The organism is Leptospira adleri (assembly GCF_002811985.1).
GTDB lineage: Bacteria > Spirochaetota > Leptospiria > Leptospirales > Leptospiraceae > Leptospira > Leptospira adleri.
This window is the reverse complement of sequence record NZ_NPDU01000035.1, coordinates 28,403-45,133: the sequence shown is the minus strand read 5'-3', so window position 1 is coordinate 45,133 and position 16,731 is coordinate 28,403. Positions and strand designations below refer to the sequence as shown.

The window sequence follows — 16,731 nt, the reverse complement described above, 5'->3', positions numbered from 1 at the left end:
AGCTCCCCCTACTCACCCGGACATTGATTCTTTGCATTTGCTTTTTTCCCGGGCTCGGCTGATATAAAGTTTTCTCCGCTTTATTTCCTAAACGATTTATTGCAGTAAGATATTTCGCATATCTCTTCAAAAGGAGAGGAATTCTTTTCGGGAGATTTCCCCTTTCTTTTTCGCCAAGACAAGACAACGTATGTTTCGGAACGAGCAAGGTCACCACTTCCATCCGATTGTCTTGAAGAACGGATTGAATTTCATGATCAGAATTTAGAAGCAAAATCCCCATACCAAAAACGGTTCTCGAGTTCGTTTTCAAGAAACATTTTTAGGAGAAAAAATTCATAAATAAGAATTTTTTTAACCCCTATCGATTCAAAAATTTTGTGGAAAATCCACTCTAATACAATCCTCATCAAAAATAATAGATCAAATCAGAAAACTTTATGAAAGATAGAATTCAACTCATCCACGGAGACATTACCAAACTAAAGGTGGATGCGATCGTAAACGCGGCCAATAATTCTTTGTTAGGCGGAGGTGGGGTGGACGGAGCGATCCACAACGCTGGAGGTCCGGAAATATTGGAAGAATGCTATAAGATCCGAAACAAACAAGGAAATTGCAAAACCGGAGAGGCCGTAATTACAAAGGCCGGCAAACTCCAAGCAAAATTTGTGATCCACACCGTAGGCCCGATTTGGTACGGAGGAAAAAAGAACGAAGATGAACTATTAAAAAACGCTTATACAAATAGTCTTCTCTTAGCAAAAGAATACTCGATTCTTACGATCGCTTTTCCCAATATCAGCACGGGAATTTATAATTTTCCTAAGGAAAGAGCCGCAAAGATAGCGGTTCATTCGGTGCTCGATTTTCTGAAAAACGACGGCAAGTTCGAAAAAATATTCTTCGTTTGTTTTGATTCTGAAAATTTTAAAATTTATGAAGGTCTGCTTTGAAATTAGGTTCCCATTCAAATTTAAGGAGAATTCATCGATTTGTTCACGAATTTCAGCCTTTTTAAGTAAGTTTAAACAGAACATTCGTTCTGTTTTAGAGCGATTCTACAATCTATCGCTTGAAAAAAACCTTTCCTCCTCACATAGCTGTTTTAAACAGGTTCTATTCCATTGAAAATCCAAGAATTGGTATAGTTTCATGAGAGAGATAAAAACAGTAACAGTATTAGGCGCTAACGGTACAATGGGCGCCGGGTCAGCAGCAATCGTTGCTTCCTTTGGGAAGGCAAAAGTCCACATGCTTGCAAGGGACATAAGCAAAGCGAAAGAAGGTATTGAGAAAGCGATCGGTTCAGTGAAGACGGATACGATTCGACCAAGACTCATTCCCGGTTCTTACGATGCGGATCTCGAAAAAGCGGTAGCGGAATCCGACTGGGTCTTCGAACTCGTTGCGGAAAGTTATGAAGTAAAAGAACCGATCAACAAAAGAATCGCGAGCTCCAGAAGACCTGGGACTATCGTTTCCACAGTATCTTCCGGACTTTCCATCGAAAGACTTTCAAAGGCATTCGATGAAGACGGACAAAAGCATTATTTTGGAACCCACTTCTTCAACCCTCCATACAAGATGATTCTTTGCGAACTCGTTTCGCATAAAGGATCCGATAAAAAAGTTCTCAAACAACTCGGCGAATATCTGGATAAGGTTTTAGGCCGCGCAGTCGTTTACACAAATGATACTCCTGCGTTTGCCGGAAACAGAATCGGATTTCAGCTCATCAACGAAGTCGCTCAAATCGCGGAAAAGTATTCCGATAAAGGCGGGATCGCTCTTATGGACGCGATCATGAGCGGTTATACGGGAAGAGCGATGGCTCCTCTGGACACCGCGGATTTCGTAGGACTGGACGTTCACAAAGCGATCGTGGACAACCTCTATGAAATGACAAAAGACGCGGCGCATTCTACTTTTAAAATGCCGGGTTACTTCCAAAAGTTAATCGATAAAGGCGATCTCGGACGAAAAGCAGGCGGCGGCCTTTACAAGATGTCCAAAACTCCGGACGGCAAGAAAGAAAAGTTAGTCTATAATATAGGCGCGGATCTTTACGAACCACTTCCAAAATTCGATATCGAATTCATTCGCCAGGCGAACAGAAGAATTTCCGAAGCGGATTATATCGGCGCTATGAATATCGTAAAGGAAGCGAAAGGTTTCGAAGCTGATCTCGCGAGATATTTCATCGCAAGATACGTTAGTTATTCTCTTTCGATCGTTGGCGAAGTCGTAGATACGAAAGAGATGGCGGATCTCGCGATGGGAACCGGGTTCAACTGGGCTCCGGCTTCTGCGTTTGTCGATTTCTTAGGCGGACCTAAGGACACGATTCAACTGATCGAAAAAGCAAAACTTCCGGTTCCTGAAGTATTAGCCAAAGCGAAACCAGGGAAACCGTTTTACGAGCTGAAGGAAAAACTTGACGCTCGATCACTTTTCAAAGGATAATTAGGGAGGCAGGTATCACCATGAGCGAGAAAATTTACATACTCGGCGGGGAACAGACCGATTTTCAAAGGAACTGGACCAAAGAAGGAAAAACCTTCATGTCCTTGATGCGCGAAGCTGTTCAAGACGGTTTAGCCGCAGTGGGAATCACACCCGATGAACTCAAAAAACTCAATAAACAAAATAGAATCGGAATTTTCGTAGGAAACTTCGATGCGGAACAATACGCGACTCAAGGTCACTTGGGCGCATTCTTAACCGAAGTCGATCCTGCGTTCTACGGAATTCCCGGCGGACGTTTTGAAGCCGCTTGTGCTTCCGGCTCGATCGCACTCGACGCCGCAGCCACAAAGATCCGCGCGAAAGACTACGACGTTGCCATCGTTCTTGGAATCGAGATCATGAAAACCGTAAGTTCTTCCGTAGGTGGAGACTTTTTAGGAACAGCCGCTTATTACGAAAAAGAAGCGAAGGGAGTTCAATTTCCTTTCCCGAAACTTTTCGGAAAACTTGCAGACGTTATTCTGGAAAGATACAAACTTCCGGAACAAAGATTCATGGGAGCGTTAGCCGAAATCTCTAGAATCAACTACGACAACGCGAAGAGAAACCCGAAAGCTCAAACCCGTTCTTGGTTCATGAACAAAGAACACGCAAACGCACGCGGCGGAGAATACAACATGGCCGTGGGTGGAAGACTTTGCATCACCGATTGTTCTCAAGTAACCGATGGTGCGGCGATGGTGGTTCTCGCGAATAAATCTTATACCGAAGAATACGCTAAAAAAAGAGGCAAGAAGATCAACACGATCCCAAGGCTGAAAGGCTGGGGACACCGAGTTGCTCCGATCACCTTTGACGCAAAGGTCGCCGAATCTAAAGGAGACAAATACATTCTCCCTTGGACCAGACAAACCGTAAAAGACGCGTATGACAGAGCGGAACTTGGAGTAAAAGACATCGACGTTTTTGAAACTCACGACTGTTTCACTTCTTCCGAATATGCAGCGATTTCCGCTTTCGGAATCACGCAGCCCGGAAAAGAACACGAGGCAATCGAAGACGGAATCATCGATATCAACGGTAAAAAGCCGATCAATCCGTCCGGTGGACTCATCGGAGTGGGGCACCCTGTCGGCGCTTCCGGAGTTCGAATGATGCTCGACCTTTACAAGCAAGTCACCGGTACCGCCGGAAACTACCAAGTAGAAGGCGCTAAAAACGGATTGATGCTGAACATCGGCGGATCCGCAACGACTAACGTGGTTTTCATCGTAGGAAAGTAAAATGAGCTTAAAGACTGCAAAAGATTGGAATCAATTTCTTTTAAGGCTGTTTATCGCCTTTGGTTTTTGGGAAGTGATCTCCGTACCTCTTCGCAGTCTTTTGTTCTCCCGCTTTTACTACGACCCTGCCTATAAATCCTTTTTCCAATCCGTTGGAATGATTTTATGGGTAGGGCCGATCGTCGCTGATCTGATCCAAGTTTTCTTTTTAGGAATTATCATTCGCCTTGCGAAAGATTCCTTACCGACCGGAATTGTCGGCGGGTTGATCGTAGCAGTTTGTTTTTCGTTGGCGGCTTATGTGGGACCTGCGATCTCCATTCTAAACTTTATCAACGTTTTACCAAGTATGATTGTTTGGCTTTGGGTTTTCTCGCAATTTCTTCTCACTCTCATTTCTTCTTTAATCCTGACCTATTCAGCGGAAGAAGAACTTTAATCGGTTTTTTTCGGTTTAGTTAAGGACTTCTTTCTTTTTGCAGGAGTTCCCACATTTCGGGATTCAAAAATCGGACTTGCTGAAAGTTTAATTTTGTGGTAGAGGAAAATTTCCAGGGTCTTCCCACTAAACTCCGCACCTTGCTCTCTACGGATCGCTCGTCACCCCATCACCCAAGATTAAGGCGGGGCGAAGTTTGTTTTACGAAAGATTCTGTAGGAACTCCTATAAATCCTGTATCGCCCCGCTCGACACTTACTTCAACGTCCTTTCTTCATCGGATTTCTTCTTTGAAACCGAATAGCCGTTTTTGAATGCTCCCTCGAAAACAGTCCAGTAGGAACCTTGATAATACGAAAATCTACAGTTGTTTCAACTTCGATTTTCGTATTTCTGAGCTTCAGAGTAATTTTTGCCGCGGGCGTGCCTCTGCGAAATCTTCTCTTGCTTCTTGCACAGAGTCGCGCTCTCCCCTAACTCAATATTCTCCTACAGGTCGAAATATAAGGGTCGACAAATTTAATTCGATTCTTATAATATTCCATTTTCTTAATGCCAATTTTTTGACCCCGTATAGATCGATCATGCGGGAGATGTAGGAACTACCACAGATTCCCTGAGAAGTTATCGGATGCTCGAATCAACTTCTTTGTTGTGCGAAGTTCTTAGAAGTTCTCATTATAATCTGAATTCTTTTGTGCGAATTTTCTCAGGATTCTTTGACCTAATTTGAAGAGGTTTTCCGTATTTTTACCTGGATGTCTTGAAAAAATCCGGAGAAAAATCTATGGGAATCTATATTAAATTAGTTTTAAGCCTTTTGTTGGCTTTTCCCTTACTATCCTCTTGTTCCACAGACAAAGGAGATAAAAATACTTCGGATCTTCTTTTACTATTATTGTTTCAGGGTCGAGTTGAAAACTACGACCGTGACGTTCAAATCATAACTCATACGATGGTATCATCGCCCGGCGTTGCTTATGATACCAACTATTCGGATGAAGATTTAAACTTTATTAAAGATCTTATAGTAGCTGAAATTGCAAGGTATCCAAGAGGATATTTTATCAAGGCTCGCGCGGAAAGAATAGTGTTCACGCGGAATCTAACAGCGAATTCGTTTGGTGCTGCCGGGGGCTATCAAAACCTGAAGATAATATTATATTTATAGACGTTGCGGACGGGATAAAATCCCGCTCAATGACAAATCCTAACTTATTTAGTGCAACCAGGTTATCAAAAACGATACACCATGAAATTACACACAATATGGATGATGTGATGAGATATTATTGGGATCCAAAATGGCAATCGTTAAACCCGCCTTCCTTTCAATACGGAAGTTATCAATATTCTTCCAGTCCGCGTCGTTTCACTAATCCCAACGTCCCTTTAACTCCAGTTTGGAATCCCATTGACGGTTTTGTAAGCGAATATGCCACATCGAATTTTGCGGAGGACAGAGCGGATGTCGGTGGCGCTATTCAAGGACGTCAATTTTCTTATTTAAACGAAATTTGCGCCGTCGATCCGATCGTTGCCGCAAAGGTGCGTTTGACGATCGATGAGATGAACCGTTTTTGGCCCTATCATGGAACGGAGAACACAGCCTGGAAGCGTAGATTCTCCGAGATTCAATGTAATTGACCGAATTCCTTAACAAAAAACGAAATAACATTAGACACCATCGAATGACTCATTTTTAAATCGAAGAATTTTTTCTCCGATTTAAAACGGAGGAAAAGACTCGGCCGCCTTTTTGTGGGACCTTGCGCGATGCGATGATAGATTCTGACAGCTTTTTCTATCAGAAGATTTCATTTTTGCAGATAAAGAATTTCCATTTGTGGGAACTTCCTCAAAACATTTCATAGAATCAGGGTGGTATCGAATCCGACTTGAAAATAACAAAGCGTTAGGCAAAAGCTGCAAGAATAATTCCGTCGATATGCTCCTTTGTCGCAGAGTTCAACCCTAAAGGAGTTCTATTTTTGTCTTGGATTGTAGGAGCTCCAACTTTTAAAAAGTTCGTAAATTCTTGTTCCAAAAAAACGAAGATAAAATCCGCAAAACAATCGCCTGTTTATGATTGAATTTCTATTTAAAAACCGGGTGACCGTCTTTGAATTCTCCCTCAAATATAATTCCGGCGGAATATCTTAATTTTCCGCGGCCATTCGCCAAATCGTTTGCGTAGGTTCCGTCAAAACTTTCTCCGTTTATACAAGTGTAACTGCCCTTTCCCACTTTTCGGTTTTCCTTAAATAATCCCCGAAAGATACATTCCACGTCCGAATCCGGGATGAATTTAGCCCAAGTTTTACATCCCTTTTTATCACAATCCCCGTCCTCGATCCAAGTCCCGTATAAAATTTTTCCGGTTTCAGGATCGGTCCATTGGCCCAAACTTCTTATGGAAGAATTTTTATAAACTCCCGAAAACGTTTCCCGATTTTTGAATTTAACTTCCGCATAACCTTCCAATTTTCCGTTCACAAAAGTACCTTTGCATTCGTTTCCGAAAGAATCGAGAAAAACACCCTTTCCATTTCGGCAATTTCCGGATAAGCAACTCTTTAACGCTAAGGATTGTGGAAGAATGGAGGAAAAACTGAAACAAAAAAGAATGAATACTATTATCTTAAACATGTCGACGGGGAAACTTCCCGAATCTCCCCTCAAAAAAATGGAAGTCTGCGAATCTTATACGGGATATCTTTATTTATTGTTAACAACCTAAAACGGAGAAAAAAACTTCTGGACTATCGGAAATGATTCTAAACAAAACCCGCGTTCGGTCCTTAAAGTAGGAACTCTTAAGCTTTAGGCGTTCATTCGTCTTTATTTCCAAGAGCACTTTTTCTCTGGATTCATTTTTCCGAAAAGTTATACTTTGACCGAAAAATACTTACAGCGCGCACCTCCAAAACATTATTTTACTTTGTCAAAAAGATCAAGCTGAAAGAGCTGTCCCGGTTTTGGGACAACTCTTATATAAATGGAGAAATGGATTTTCGCAACAGAAATTCAAAGAGGAAAAACAAATGAACCGAATTTTAAAATACATTCTTGGAAGTTTTTTAAGCGTAATCGTCTTACTTTCCGTCCTCTACTTCGCCTTTTCAAGACCCAATCAAATTTTAGAATTTAACGATCCCTATCATCAGGACCGCCCTCTCGCAGAAGGATCGAAGATGATGGTTGCCTCCGGTCACCCGCTCGCAACCCGAGTGGCTTTGGAAATTTTGGAAAAAGGAGGAAACGCTGCTGATGCGGGGATTGCCGCATTATTGGTGTTAAACGTGACGCAAGGAGAGGAAGCATCCTTTCCGGGAGTCGCACCTCTTCTCTACTACGACGCAAAAAAACAGGCCGTTGAAAGTTACATCGGAGCCGGGAAGGCCCCTTCCAAAGCCACGATAGAATACTTTCAATCCAGAGGACACAAATACATTCCAACTTTGAAATATAGTTCCCAATTGGTTCCCGCTTCTCCGGATGTAATCGTTGCGCTTTTGAAAAAATACGGAACGATGAGTTTCGGACAAATCAGCGCCCCGGCCATTAAGATTGCCGAGGAAGGCTTTCCGGTTCACAGGATTCTTCTGCGAAATCTGAATATCAACATTTTCAAAAGATTGGGGTTTTCTATTCTTCTTCCTTACAATGCTGAAATTTATCTCGATAAAAAATGGTGGAAGCCCCTTTATCACAAGGAAAAGTTTTCCCGCCCGGCCTTAGGAAGAACGTTACGCGAAATTGCCAACGTAGAATCTCAAGCGATCGCATCAGGCTCAGATCGCAACAAAGCCCTGGAATCGGTTCGAAAGTATTTTTACGAAGGTCCGATCGCGGATAGGATCGTAAAAGCTCACGATCTGAACGACGGAACGATGACCAAATCCGATCTCTCGACATATTCCGGCGCTTGGGAAAAACCGCTTCAAGGAAAATACGGATCTTATACGATCTTTTCCAATCAGACTTGGAACCAAGGAGCCGTTGTTCCGATCGCGCTTCAAATTCTGGAAGGGATCGATTTAAAATCGATGGGCCACAATTCTCCCCAATACATTCACACGGTCGCACAGGCGATCGAGCTCGCAATGTCGGATCGGGAAAAGTATTTCGGAGATCCGTCCTTTGTGAACGTTCCTACGGAGGGACTTCTTAGTAAGGAATACGCGAACGAAAGAAGAAAACTTCTTCAGTCGAACGCTTTCGGTAAAACTCCTCCTTTCGGAAATCCGTTTCAATTTCAAAAAAGAAATCTTTCTTTCAAGGCCGGCATAGATTTAAAGAAGAATTCTTCTCAAACCGGAATTCCAAAAATTCAAATCGATCTTTCCGATGACAAAAAACCCGTCGATAACAACTCTTCTTCTCTTGCTTCCCGTTCTTCCGAGGAGGATCTGGAACTTTCCTTTTGGGAAAAAACCGGAAGAATTGGAAGAGATACCACTTACCTCAGCATCATCGATTCGGAGGGAAATTCCCTCTCTCTCACGCCGAGCGACTTTCCGCAATCTCCGATGATAGAAGGAGATATCACTTTGGGAATTCGGATGACTCAGTTTCGTTTGGATCCGGATCATCCTTCGGCTCTTCTTCCCGGAAAACGACCGACCATAACTCCGAATGCTTCCATGGTATTTAAGGACGGAAAATTTTTTATGAGTTTTGGAACACCGGGCGGCGATATGCAGACGCAGGCGACAATACAAGTTTTTTTGAATATGATCGTTTTCGGAATGGACCCTCAAGTCGCGGTTAACGCCCCTCGGTTTCGTTCCCTAAATTGGCCGGACGCTTTTTCGCCTCACGCTTATTATCCGGGCCGTTTGGAACTGGAAAAAGAAATCGATTCTAAATACGGAAAAGCGCTGAAAGAATTGGGTTACGACGTGATCGGACGCGATGCCTGGGAATACGATTTTGCGGCGCCTTGTATTTCGATGAAAGATCCAAAGACCGGGAAACTCTACGGAGGAGCGGACCCGAGAAAAGAATCCTGGGCGGAAGGACGTTAGCCGCTCCAAAAGAAAGCGGACTTTTTCGAAAACTCTTAAGAAAGTATGAGTTCCTACATTCTTTGATTCTCAGATAAATCGTATGTAGAAAAACGTAATAGTTCCCACAGATTACGTCTCATCCTCGTTGCGGAAATTTTGTGAAAAAACACGGCGCCCTCTTTGTAAGAGTTCCCACAATTTTCCGTTTTACGAGAGGACCACGTAATAGTTCCTACATTCAAAATCCACCGCAAAGGTCTCGTGATCGAGCGATATTGCTGTCAGCCTTCTACGTTTTGCCTTTGAAACACTTTGAGATCCGCTTCCAAAATCGAGCGCACTTTCGGAGGGATCGGAATCGAAGCCTTCGTTTTATGATCAAAGGTAACTTGGACCGTCTTCGCGACTGCAAAGATTTCCTTCGTATTGGATTCTAAAATTACGGATTGAAAATCCCAAGAACTGTTTCCGATTCGGATCACGGAAGTTTGCACTTCAACCACGTGGTTTATCTCGATCGATTTTTTGAGATCGATTTCGATTCTTGCGAGAATAAAAGGAACTTCGAAAACATCCTTCACGCCGAAACGACGGCGGCAATAATCGACTCTTCCGATTTCCAAATAAGAAACGAAAACCGAATTGCTCACATGAGCAAAGGGATCCATATCCATCCATCGAGTTTGAATCGGCGTGGAAATCATATTAGAATTGTTTTAAGAATCTTAAATTGCCCGATTGAAAATAACGAATGTCGTGAATTCCGTAACGCATCATCACGAGACGATCCAAGCCGAGACCGAACGCAAAACCGGTCCATTCTTTCGGATCCAAACCCGCATGCGAAAGAACGTTCGGGTGAATCAAACCGCAAGGAAGAAGTTCCAACCAACCGGATTGTTTACAAACGGGACATCCTTTTCCTTCGCAAACGAGACAGTTGATGTCCAACTCGAAACCGGGTTCGACAAAGGGAAAATAACCGGGACGAAGTCTGGTTTTGATTTCCTTTTCGAAAATTCTCGATAACAAAACCTGCATCGTATCGATCAAATTCGCCGCGGAAATATTTTTCCCAACGACCATTCCCTCGATCTGATAAAACGTATGCTCGTGAGAAGCGTCGACTTCTTCGTAACGAAAAACTCTTCCCGGAGCAATGATTCTAAAAGGAGGTTTGAGATGTCTCAACGTTCTCACTTGGATCGCGGAAGTATGTGTTCTTAGTAGATTTCCATTCTCCAAATAAAACGTATCCTGCATTTCACGAGCAGGATGATCTTCGGTAAAATTAAGAGCGCCGAAATTATTCGTATCGGTTTCGATCTCAGGTCCGTCCATCACGCTAAAACCCATCGAAGCAAAGATGTCCTCGATTTCGTATTGGATCTGAGTGATCGGATGTAAACTTCCGTTCTCCGGACTTGAAAGAGGTCTAAGCGCGTCGAAGAATTCGGAAGCGGCTTGAGATTCGAAAAGTTTTTTCTTGAGAGTCGATTTCGTTTCAGAAACAAAGGCCTCGAGTTTTTTAGAAAGTTCGTTGGCCTTTTGACCTACGGTCTTTTTTTCCTCGATGGAAAGGGAAGCCACGTTTTTTAAAACCGCAGTCAACTTTCCTTTTTTACCGATAAAGTCGTTTTTATTCTTATCTAAATCTTCTTCGGAAATGGAAGCTCCGATTTTTCGGATCGCCTCTTCGTAAATAGAATCGAGTTCTTGAGATAAATTCATTTGTGATTCCGAGCCAGTTCCACAAGTCCGTTGTAAATTCCGCCGAAAGAGCCGTTGGACATGGCTAAGATAAGAATTTTTTCTCCCGTAAATTGGGGAATCATTTTCTGAAGTTTTGCAATCAGCTCCTGAGGATCCTTTGCATAAACCGGAATCGTTTTGGAATTTTTCAAAAGTTTTTGAACCAGTTTTTTAACGTCTAGACGGATGTCTTTTGAGACTTTTTTCAAGTTATGGATTTCGGTAAGAATGGTCAGATCCGCTCCCAGAAAAGAATAAGAATATTCTTTCTGAAAAACGTTTCTGTGCGACGTCGCGCTTCTCGGTTCGAAAAGGGCTATGATCTTATAACCGTGAAAGCGTTTTTTGATCGCGTGAATCGTTTCGTGTACGGCGACCGGATGGTGTGCAAAGTCCTCCATCACGATCGCTTTCGGAGATTGAAAAAGAATGTCCTGTCTTCTTTTTACTCCCGGAAAGGAATCGATCGCCTTTGCGATCCCTTCCTTATAACCGCTCGGGTTTTCTTCTTTCAAAATTTCGGAACAAACGCGGATTGCAACTTCCAGATTTCGATAATTGTGATCCCCGAAAATCACAGGATTCAGTTTTCGTTCTTCCCAGAAGAGTTCGTGCTTTTTCCAGGAAAGTGAAGAATCTTTTCGATTCCATTCAAAACCTTCGGTCCTCGTGAACTTCACGTGTTGCACCAATTTCTTCAAAGAACCGGATCCGCTCCAATAGAAGATCTTTCCGTTTCCGGGAACCAAGTTGATCAAACGTTTGAACATCGTTTCGATCGCTTCTATATTTGGAAAAATATCGGCGTGATCGTAATCCAATGCGTTTAACACCGCATAGGTGGGACGATAGTGCAGGAACTTGGAAGACTTATCAAAAAAAGCGGTATCGTATTCGTCGCCTTCTATCACGAAATAAGAACCGTTCCCGAGTTCGAATCCGGGAAAACCGTCCTTGCGGATCCCGCCCACGAACAAACCGGGAGAAACCCCGTTCTCTTTGAGAATATGATGAATTAAGAATGTAGTCGTCGTTTTTCCGTGCGTTCCCGCGACTACGATCGCCTTTTTTCCTTTCAGAAAAAATCTGCTGATGGCCGCCGGCATGGAAAGATAATCCACTCCGGAGTTGAGCATTTCCTCCACTTCCGGATTTCCACGGGAAATAGCGTTTCCAACGATGATCAGATCCTGACCTTGAATGTTCTCGGCCTTAAAACCTTCGAAGTAGGGAATTCCCCATTCTTTCAGCTTGTCGGACATAGGAGGGTATACGCCCGCATCCGAACCGGAAACTTCGTGTCCGCTTTTTTTGAGCATATGTGCAAGATTGCCCATCGCAATTCCGCCGATCCCGATCAGAAAAATTTTCAATTGAGAATAGTCCTAATTAAATTATAGATTACGGTCAAAAATAAAACTCCGGTCAGCAAATAAGCGACTCCGGATAAAAAGAATATTATAATTTCCTTATCATTCCAGTTTAGAATTTTTTTCATGCTTCTTACCGACAATGCACAGGAAAGAAAAAAGGAGACCGTAACAAAGACGGCTTGAAACGGAGAAGGTAAAATCCAGAAGACGGAAGAAGCGCTGAACGGCAAAAACGACAACAAAAGAATATTCGCCGGCGGAAGAACTTCTCCCTTGGTTCGGTCCGCTTTTTTTTGAAATACTCGGAAGACGTCGAACTGCACGACCAAAAACAGAACGACCGGATAGATCAAAAAGGAAAATAAAACTCCGGAGAAAATCGTCCATTCTCCCTCGTCAAAACGAACGAAGGAAAGAACGGAAAATACAAGATTGGAAATAAATTTACCGGCCGGCGCTAAAATCCAAAGGAGAAAATGAGTTCTAAGAATTTCGGCGTAACCGAAACCTTCCGCCTTTTGATAGATTTCATAAGCGTTCTCCGGAGATTGGAAAATTCTTCGGAGAATATCGGATCTAACGTCTGAGAAGTCTTGTTCTTTATCTACGATCATTTTTTGGGAAAAGCGGACGTCGGATTTTTTTGCGTCGGGATCGGAATCGCCGCCGGCTTTTTCTGCTCCGCTTTATCCAAATTCCCCACATTTTCTTTTATCCGCAAGAAACTATCTTCGCGGATGTAAAAAGGAGGTTCGGAAAATCGATCGTTTAAAATTCGAACTGCTGGTCTGTAATCCACCGAATTGATATTGGTCTTCGGATAATAACGAATCGTCAACCAGTCTCCGTTCGAAAGACGCAACTTGAGGGAAGATTCCGCAGGCACTGATGTAAGACTTTTAGCCACGGCAAAACCGGCGCCGTTCGGATCGTCCGGATAAAGATCCACTCTCTGACCGATGATCTGATTGTTCCAGTTGTCGCCCAAATGCGGTTCGATCGCCACGATCTTTCCGGAAAGTCTTCTCCAAAAATTCTTCTTAATATTTTCTTCTTTGTAAGGGTGATTGTCCAATCGAAGAGTTTTGCCTTCCTCTTCCCAGACCGTTTCCGAAATAAAATCATCCTTGAGATTGACGAGCTGCCTTTGTCTGAATTCTCCGATGGAACGCGAAAATCGATCCAGGGTATGACTTTGGGCGATGAGAATATCGTTTCCTTCTTTTACGATTCGGGCCGAATCGGAAGGTTTCTTTTTGCCGATCAAAATCTTTTTGATCAATTTTCCGGAGGATTTAAGAAGAATTTCAGGCGAACCTTCGTTGATTTTCAAAGTGGAAGAATCCTTTGCATCGCCGATCGACTCAACTCCCTTTACCTTAAAAACCGACAACTCGCGAAAGAGATTTTCGGCATTGTAACCCCCTTCGAATGCAAGAGATCCGCCGGTTTCCAAGTCGATCGATTTTACGGAAATGAACTCGCCGGTTTCGCTTAACGTTCTTTCCTTTTTGAGAACGATCGAAGATGGATAAAAACTCATAGCGTCTTCGGCGTTCCAAGAGGATTTAGGAGGAAGATATTCGATCTCGTCGATATCGATATCCCAAAACGAAACTTCCGTCTGATCTTCTTTTTTTTCCTCCAGAAAGAAGAAACTCGCGATCAAAAGAACCAATGCTAGAACGAAAAGAATTCCTCTTTTCAAGATTCTTCTCCTTCGTTTCTTCTTTTACGTATCAAAACGACGGAAGAGAGAAAGGCGATCAAACCCGGAAAGATAAACATTCCTAAAATCCAGACGATTCTCTTTTGAGTGTCGGTAAGCGAAACCGTATTTATCTCTTCCTTTTTAGGCTGGATCGAAGACAAAGAAAGATCCTGATACATCCAGGTAATCGCCGAAGTTGCGAGTTCGTAATTCGTTCCGTAAGAAATGAACTGATCCGTGATCCAAGAAGTACCGGAAAAAATCACTGCGCGTCCTTCGCCCTTTGATTCGGTATTCGCGATGTTCGGCGTCGGCGTTTCCGATTCCGGAGCGAGGCCCGGAACAAGGTTCGTCGTCGGATCGATTTCCGCCTTAGTCGCGTTAGGCGTCGTTTCTTTCTTGGACGGACTTCTAAGAATCAAACCGAGTATTACGTTTCTCTTATCTTCTCCGGTGTCCATTTTGCCGTTGTTGTTTTTATCAAGAATCGATTCTCCGCCCGATTCCATAAGAGGAAACGGTTCCAAAGATTGACTTCCGGGATTGGACACGGCTTTCGGAAGAAAAAATCCGCCGAACGGAAACATGGCTCCCATATCTTTACGAGTCAGGGTTTCCTCGATCGGATGTTTGCGGAAGGATTTTGCAACGATAACCCCGGGTTGACTTGGAATCTGAGAAAGAGGTCCTTTGATAAATTCGTAACCGGACTTTTCGAGAAGCCAATCGAAGTTCTCGGTTCCTTTCGGTTCAATCGTAATGAGAACCTTTCCCTTACGTTTTTCGATAAAATCCGATACGGCTTCACGCGCGTCCTTCGAATACGTGACGGTCGGCCCCGCGATCACAAGAACGTCCGCGTCTTCGGGAATTCTTCCCGGCCAGCCTTCCGCGATTCCCAAACCTTTCACTTTAAAATTGAGAAAGCTGAGAGAGTTGGTGAGAATTCCGACTTTCTCGTTGGGAAGATTTTGGAAGATCGGAGAAAACCGTTCCCCGTTGGATTGTGTGAAATAAATATTTTTCTCTTCGGTAGTAATGTTCACGACAGCTTGAACGAGCTTTCTTTCCAAGTCTTCGAGATCGTTTTTCTCTTTTACGGAGAGCCTTTGTTCTGCGTATTGTTTTCCGTCGTCTGACAACGGTTTTTTGGTTCTTACAAGAATCAAGCCGTTGGAAACCTGACCGAATTCTCCCAAGTCGTCCAACTCAACGTCCGCGTTGATAAAACGAACCTTAAACTGAGGACTTAAGGACCGCAGCTGATCGAGATAAATCTCCAGATCCGGACGGATTCTACGGAGTGAAAAAGAATTCGCCTTATCGCTCGCGGACGAATTCTCCAGAGGTCTCGGATAAAACGCGACGACTTCGACTTCTCGATTTACGTTTTTCAGAATTTTAACCGCGGTGGGACTGAAGGAATATTGTCCTTTCGAACTCAAATCGAAGTTGTGATTTCGTATTACGGAAACGTAATTGATGATCACCAAAACGACAAAGACGATCGCAAGATTCAAAATGAAATAACGTACCAAAGCCTGTTTGGAAGTTTTGAGAACGCTCTGCGCTCCCGCGGAATCTTTTCCCAATTCTTTCAGCAAGGTAAGAATCAAAAATCCGATCGCCGAAAAAACCAACAACACGAGAAGAATTTCCCGAAAGCGATCGTTCCCGGAATGAGAACCGCTCGATTTCAGAGCGAGGTCTTCCAGAAAAACCCGAAGGTGATAGATTCCGAACGCAAGCAAACCCAAACCGGCGGAAAGATAAGAATTCCATTCTTCCTTTATGTTCTTTTTCCGTACGAAGCGAAAACCTGGTTCGAGGATTAAGACCGCGAATACAAAACCGAGCCAGAGCCAGCGAGCGCCCGGAGTCTGAATGCTGTCTCTTACCGGAAAGTATAAAAAAAGCGAAGCGAGTGAAATCCAGGGAAGGATTCTGAATAATACCGATTCGTTCATCCTCTCCACCTCCTAGATTCCAAAACTTTTACGGTGAGATAAAGAAAGAATAACGTTCCGCTGACAAAGAAAACGATTCCGTTCAAAGGGAGTACTCCTTTACAAAACCCGATAAAATGGGAAAAAATATGAAGGTGATATAAGATCTTTCGAGTGACCGAATCGAAAAGATAAGAGAAATAACCCGAAACCCAGAGCGTCAGAACGATCACGATGGAAATCAAAAGAGAGGTCATCTGATTTTTTCCGAGACTGCTTCCGAAAAGTCCTACGGCGAAGGAAAAAATTCCCAAAAGAAAAACTCCGATCGTTCCCGAAACAACGATGTATAACGGGGCCTTCCAAAAAGAATATAGAAAGATCGGAAACAATCCGTTTACGAAAACCGAAATCAAAAGACAGACCAAGGCGCCGAAAGTAAACTTGCCGACAACGATTTCGAGATCGGTGATCGGAGCCGTAAAAAGAAACTCCAGAGTTCCTCTGTTTCTTTCTTCCGTGATGCTTCCCATCGACAGGATCAACATCGCGATGATGATCGTGGACATAAATGATAGAAACGTGATGACCGTTGTGTCAACGTAGTTTGTGCCCGCGTTAAAATTCAAGATGAGCACAAAAAGAGAATTCAAGAAAGCGGTTCCGCCGAAAACCAACGGAGCCATAAACGTTCCGAAGAACACTTTCACTTCTTTAAAAAAAATCCATTTGATATTTTGGAACAT

At 43.3% G+C, this 16,731-nt stretch carries 15 protein-coding genes and 1 pseudogene; 7 read left to right on the top strand and 9 right to left on the bottom strand.

Going from position 1 to position 16,731, the window contains the following annotated elements; translation table 11 throughout:
* Positions 1-283 (bottom strand): DUF1564 family protein (locus CH376_RS14070; protein WP_125232021.1); only part of this gene is annotated, 283 nt, incomplete at its 3' end.
* A gap of 157 nt (positions 284-440) precedes the next feature.
* On the opposite strand from CH376_RS14070, the gene CH376_RS14065 reads away from it, so the two are divergent.
* From CH376_RS14065 to CH376_RS14045, 5 genes and pseudogenes are all read left to right on the top strand, one after another.
* A complete protein-coding gene (locus tag CH376_RS14065; protein WP_100784697.1) occupies positions 441-956 on the top strand; it encodes an O-acetyl-ADP-ribose deacetylase in 516 nt (171 codons plus the stop codon).
* A 199-nt stretch (positions 957-1,155) separates the two neighbouring features.
* Positions 1,156-2,466: a 3-hydroxyacyl-CoA dehydrogenase family protein gene (locus CH376_RS14060; RefSeq protein WP_100784696.1), complete on the top strand. Its 1,311-nt coding sequence runs from the start codon at positions 1,156-1,158 to the stop codon at positions 2,464-2,466.
* A 20-nt stretch (positions 2,467-2,486) separates the two neighbouring features.
* The gene (locus CH376_RS14055) at positions 2,487-3,752 is read left to right on the top strand and encodes an acetyl-CoA acetyltransferase (RefSeq protein ID WP_100784695.1); all 1,266 of its coding nucleotides are present in this window, start codon (positions 2,487-2,489) and stop codon (positions 3,750-3,752) included.
* A 1-nt stretch (position 3,753) separates the two neighbouring features.
* Complete coding sequence (locus CH376_RS14050; protein ID WP_100784694.1) at positions 3,754-4,191, top strand: hypothetical protein; 438 nt, start codon at positions 3,754-3,756, stop codon at positions 4,189-4,191.
* Positions 4,192-4,978: 787 nt separating this feature from the next.
* Positions 4,979-5,838 (top strand): annotated as a pseudogene (locus tag CH376_RS14045) (LIC13305 family lipoprotein).
* Between the two features lie 450 nt (positions 5,839-6,288).
* Here CH376_RS14045 and CH376_RS14040 read toward each other — a convergent pair.
* A complete protein-coding gene (locus CH376_RS14040) occupies positions 6,289-6,840 on the bottom strand; it encodes an MORN repeat-containing protein (RefSeq protein ID WP_100784693.1) in 552 nt (183 codons plus the stop codon).
* Between CH376_RS14040 and CH376_RS24265 the strand changes: the two genes are divergently transcribed.
* On the top strand, positions 6,791-6,931 hold the full coding sequence (locus tag CH376_RS24265; RefSeq protein WP_165781694.1) for a hypothetical protein: 141 nt from the start codon (positions 6,791-6,793) through the stop codon (positions 6,929-6,931). The genes CH376_RS14040 and CH376_RS24265 overlap by 50 nt on opposite strands.
* Before the next feature lie 304 nt (positions 6,932-7,235).
* Complete coding sequence (locus CH376_RS14035) at positions 7,236-9,221, top strand: gamma-glutamyltransferase family protein (protein ID WP_100784778.1); 1,986 nt, start codon at positions 7,236-7,238, stop codon at positions 9,219-9,221.
* A 263-nt stretch (positions 9,222-9,484) separates the two neighbouring features.
* Here the strand turns inward: CH376_RS14035 and CH376_RS14030 are convergent, their stop codons facing one another.
* From CH376_RS14030 to CH376_RS14000, 7 genes are read right to left on the bottom strand one after another with little or no spacing between them, the layout of a single operon-like run.
* A complete protein-coding gene (locus tag CH376_RS14030; RefSeq protein WP_100784692.1) occupies positions 9,485-9,907 on the bottom strand; it encodes an acyl-CoA thioesterase in 423 nt (140 codons plus the stop codon).
* 1 nt (position 9,908) lies between these two features.
* Positions 9,909-10,934: a phenylalanine--tRNA ligase subunit alpha gene (gene pheS / locus CH376_RS14025; RefSeq protein ID WP_100784691.1), complete on the bottom strand. Its 1,026-nt coding sequence runs from the start codon at positions 10,932-10,934 to the stop codon at positions 9,909-9,911.
* Positions 10,931-12,328, bottom strand: coding sequence for a UDP-N-acetylmuramate--L-alanine ligase (locus tag CH376_RS14020; RefSeq protein ID WP_100784690.1), 1,398 nt, complete (start codon positions 12,326-12,328; stop codon positions 10,931-10,933). Before CH376_RS14020 ends, pheS begins: the two co-directional genes overlap by 4 nt.
* On the bottom strand, positions 12,325-12,942 hold the full coding sequence (locus CH376_RS14015) for a hypothetical protein (RefSeq protein WP_100784689.1): 618 nt from the start codon (positions 12,940-12,942) through the stop codon (positions 12,325-12,327). The genes CH376_RS14020 and CH376_RS14015 overlap by 4 nt, the downstream gene beginning before the upstream one ends.
* The gene (locus tag CH376_RS14010; RefSeq protein WP_100784688.1) at positions 12,939-14,036 is read right to left on the bottom strand and encodes a hypothetical protein; all 1,098 of its coding nucleotides are present in this window, start codon (positions 14,034-14,036) and stop codon (positions 12,939-12,941) included. Before CH376_RS14010 ends, CH376_RS14015 begins: the two co-directional genes overlap by 4 nt.
* Positions 14,033-16,006: a motility-associated ABC transporter substrate-binding family protein gene (locus CH376_RS14005; RefSeq protein WP_100784687.1), complete on the bottom strand. Its 1,974-nt coding sequence runs from the start codon at positions 16,004-16,006 to the stop codon at positions 14,033-14,035. The genes CH376_RS14010 and CH376_RS14005 overlap by 4 nt, the downstream gene beginning before the upstream one ends.
* Complete coding sequence (locus tag CH376_RS14000) at positions 16,003-16,731, bottom strand: ABC transporter permease (RefSeq protein ID WP_100784686.1); 729 nt, start codon at positions 16,729-16,731, stop codon at positions 16,003-16,005. The genes CH376_RS14005 and CH376_RS14000 overlap by 4 nt, the downstream gene beginning before the upstream one ends.

Excerpts from the sequence above, each read along its gene's own strand:
- CH376_RS14065 (WP_100784697.1), top strand. The coding sequence starts at position 441 with ATGAAAGATAGAATTCAACTCATCCACGGAGACATTACCAAACTAAAG.
- CH376_RS14060 (WP_100784696.1), top strand. The coding sequence starts at position 1,156 with ATGAGAGAGATAAAAACAGTAACAGTATTAGGCGCTAACGGTACAATG.
- CH376_RS14055 (WP_100784695.1), top strand. The coding sequence starts at position 2,487 with ATGAGCGAGAAAATTTACATACTCGGCGGGGAACAGACCGATTTTCAA.
- CH376_RS14050 (WP_100784694.1), top strand. The coding sequence starts at position 3,754 with ATGAGCTTAAAGACTGCAAAAGATTGGAATCAATTTCTTTTAAGGCTG.
- CH376_RS24265 (WP_165781694.1), top strand. The coding sequence starts at position 6,791 with ATGGAGGAAAAACTGAAACAAAAAAGAATGAATACTATTATCTTAAAC.
- CH376_RS14040 (WP_100784693.1), bottom strand. The coding sequence starts at position 6,840 with ATGTTTAAGATAATAGTATTCATTCTTTTTTGTTTCAGTTTTTCCTCC.
- CH376_RS14035 (WP_100784778.1), top strand. The coding sequence starts at position 7,236 with ATGAACCGAATTTTAAAATACATTCTTGGAAGTTTTTTAAGCGTAATC.
- CH376_RS14030 (WP_100784692.1), bottom strand. The coding sequence starts at position 9,907 with ATGATTTCCACGCCGATTCAAACTCGATGGATGGATATGGATCCCTTT.
- pheS (WP_100784691.1), bottom strand. The coding sequence starts at position 10,934 with ATGAATTTATCTCAAGAACTCGATTCTATTTACGAAGAGGCGATCCGA.
- CH376_RS14015 (WP_100784689.1), bottom strand. The coding sequence starts at position 12,942 with ATGATCGTAGATAAAGAACAAGACTTCTCAGACGTTAGATCCGATATT.
- CH376_RS14005 (WP_100784687.1), bottom strand. The coding sequence starts at position 16,006 with ATGAACGAATCGGTATTATTCAGAATCCTTCCCTGGATTTCACTCGCT.
- CH376_RS14000 (WP_100784686.1), bottom strand. The coding sequence starts at position 16,731 with ATGTTCCAAAATATCAAATGGATTTTTTTTAAAGAAGTGAAAGTGTTC.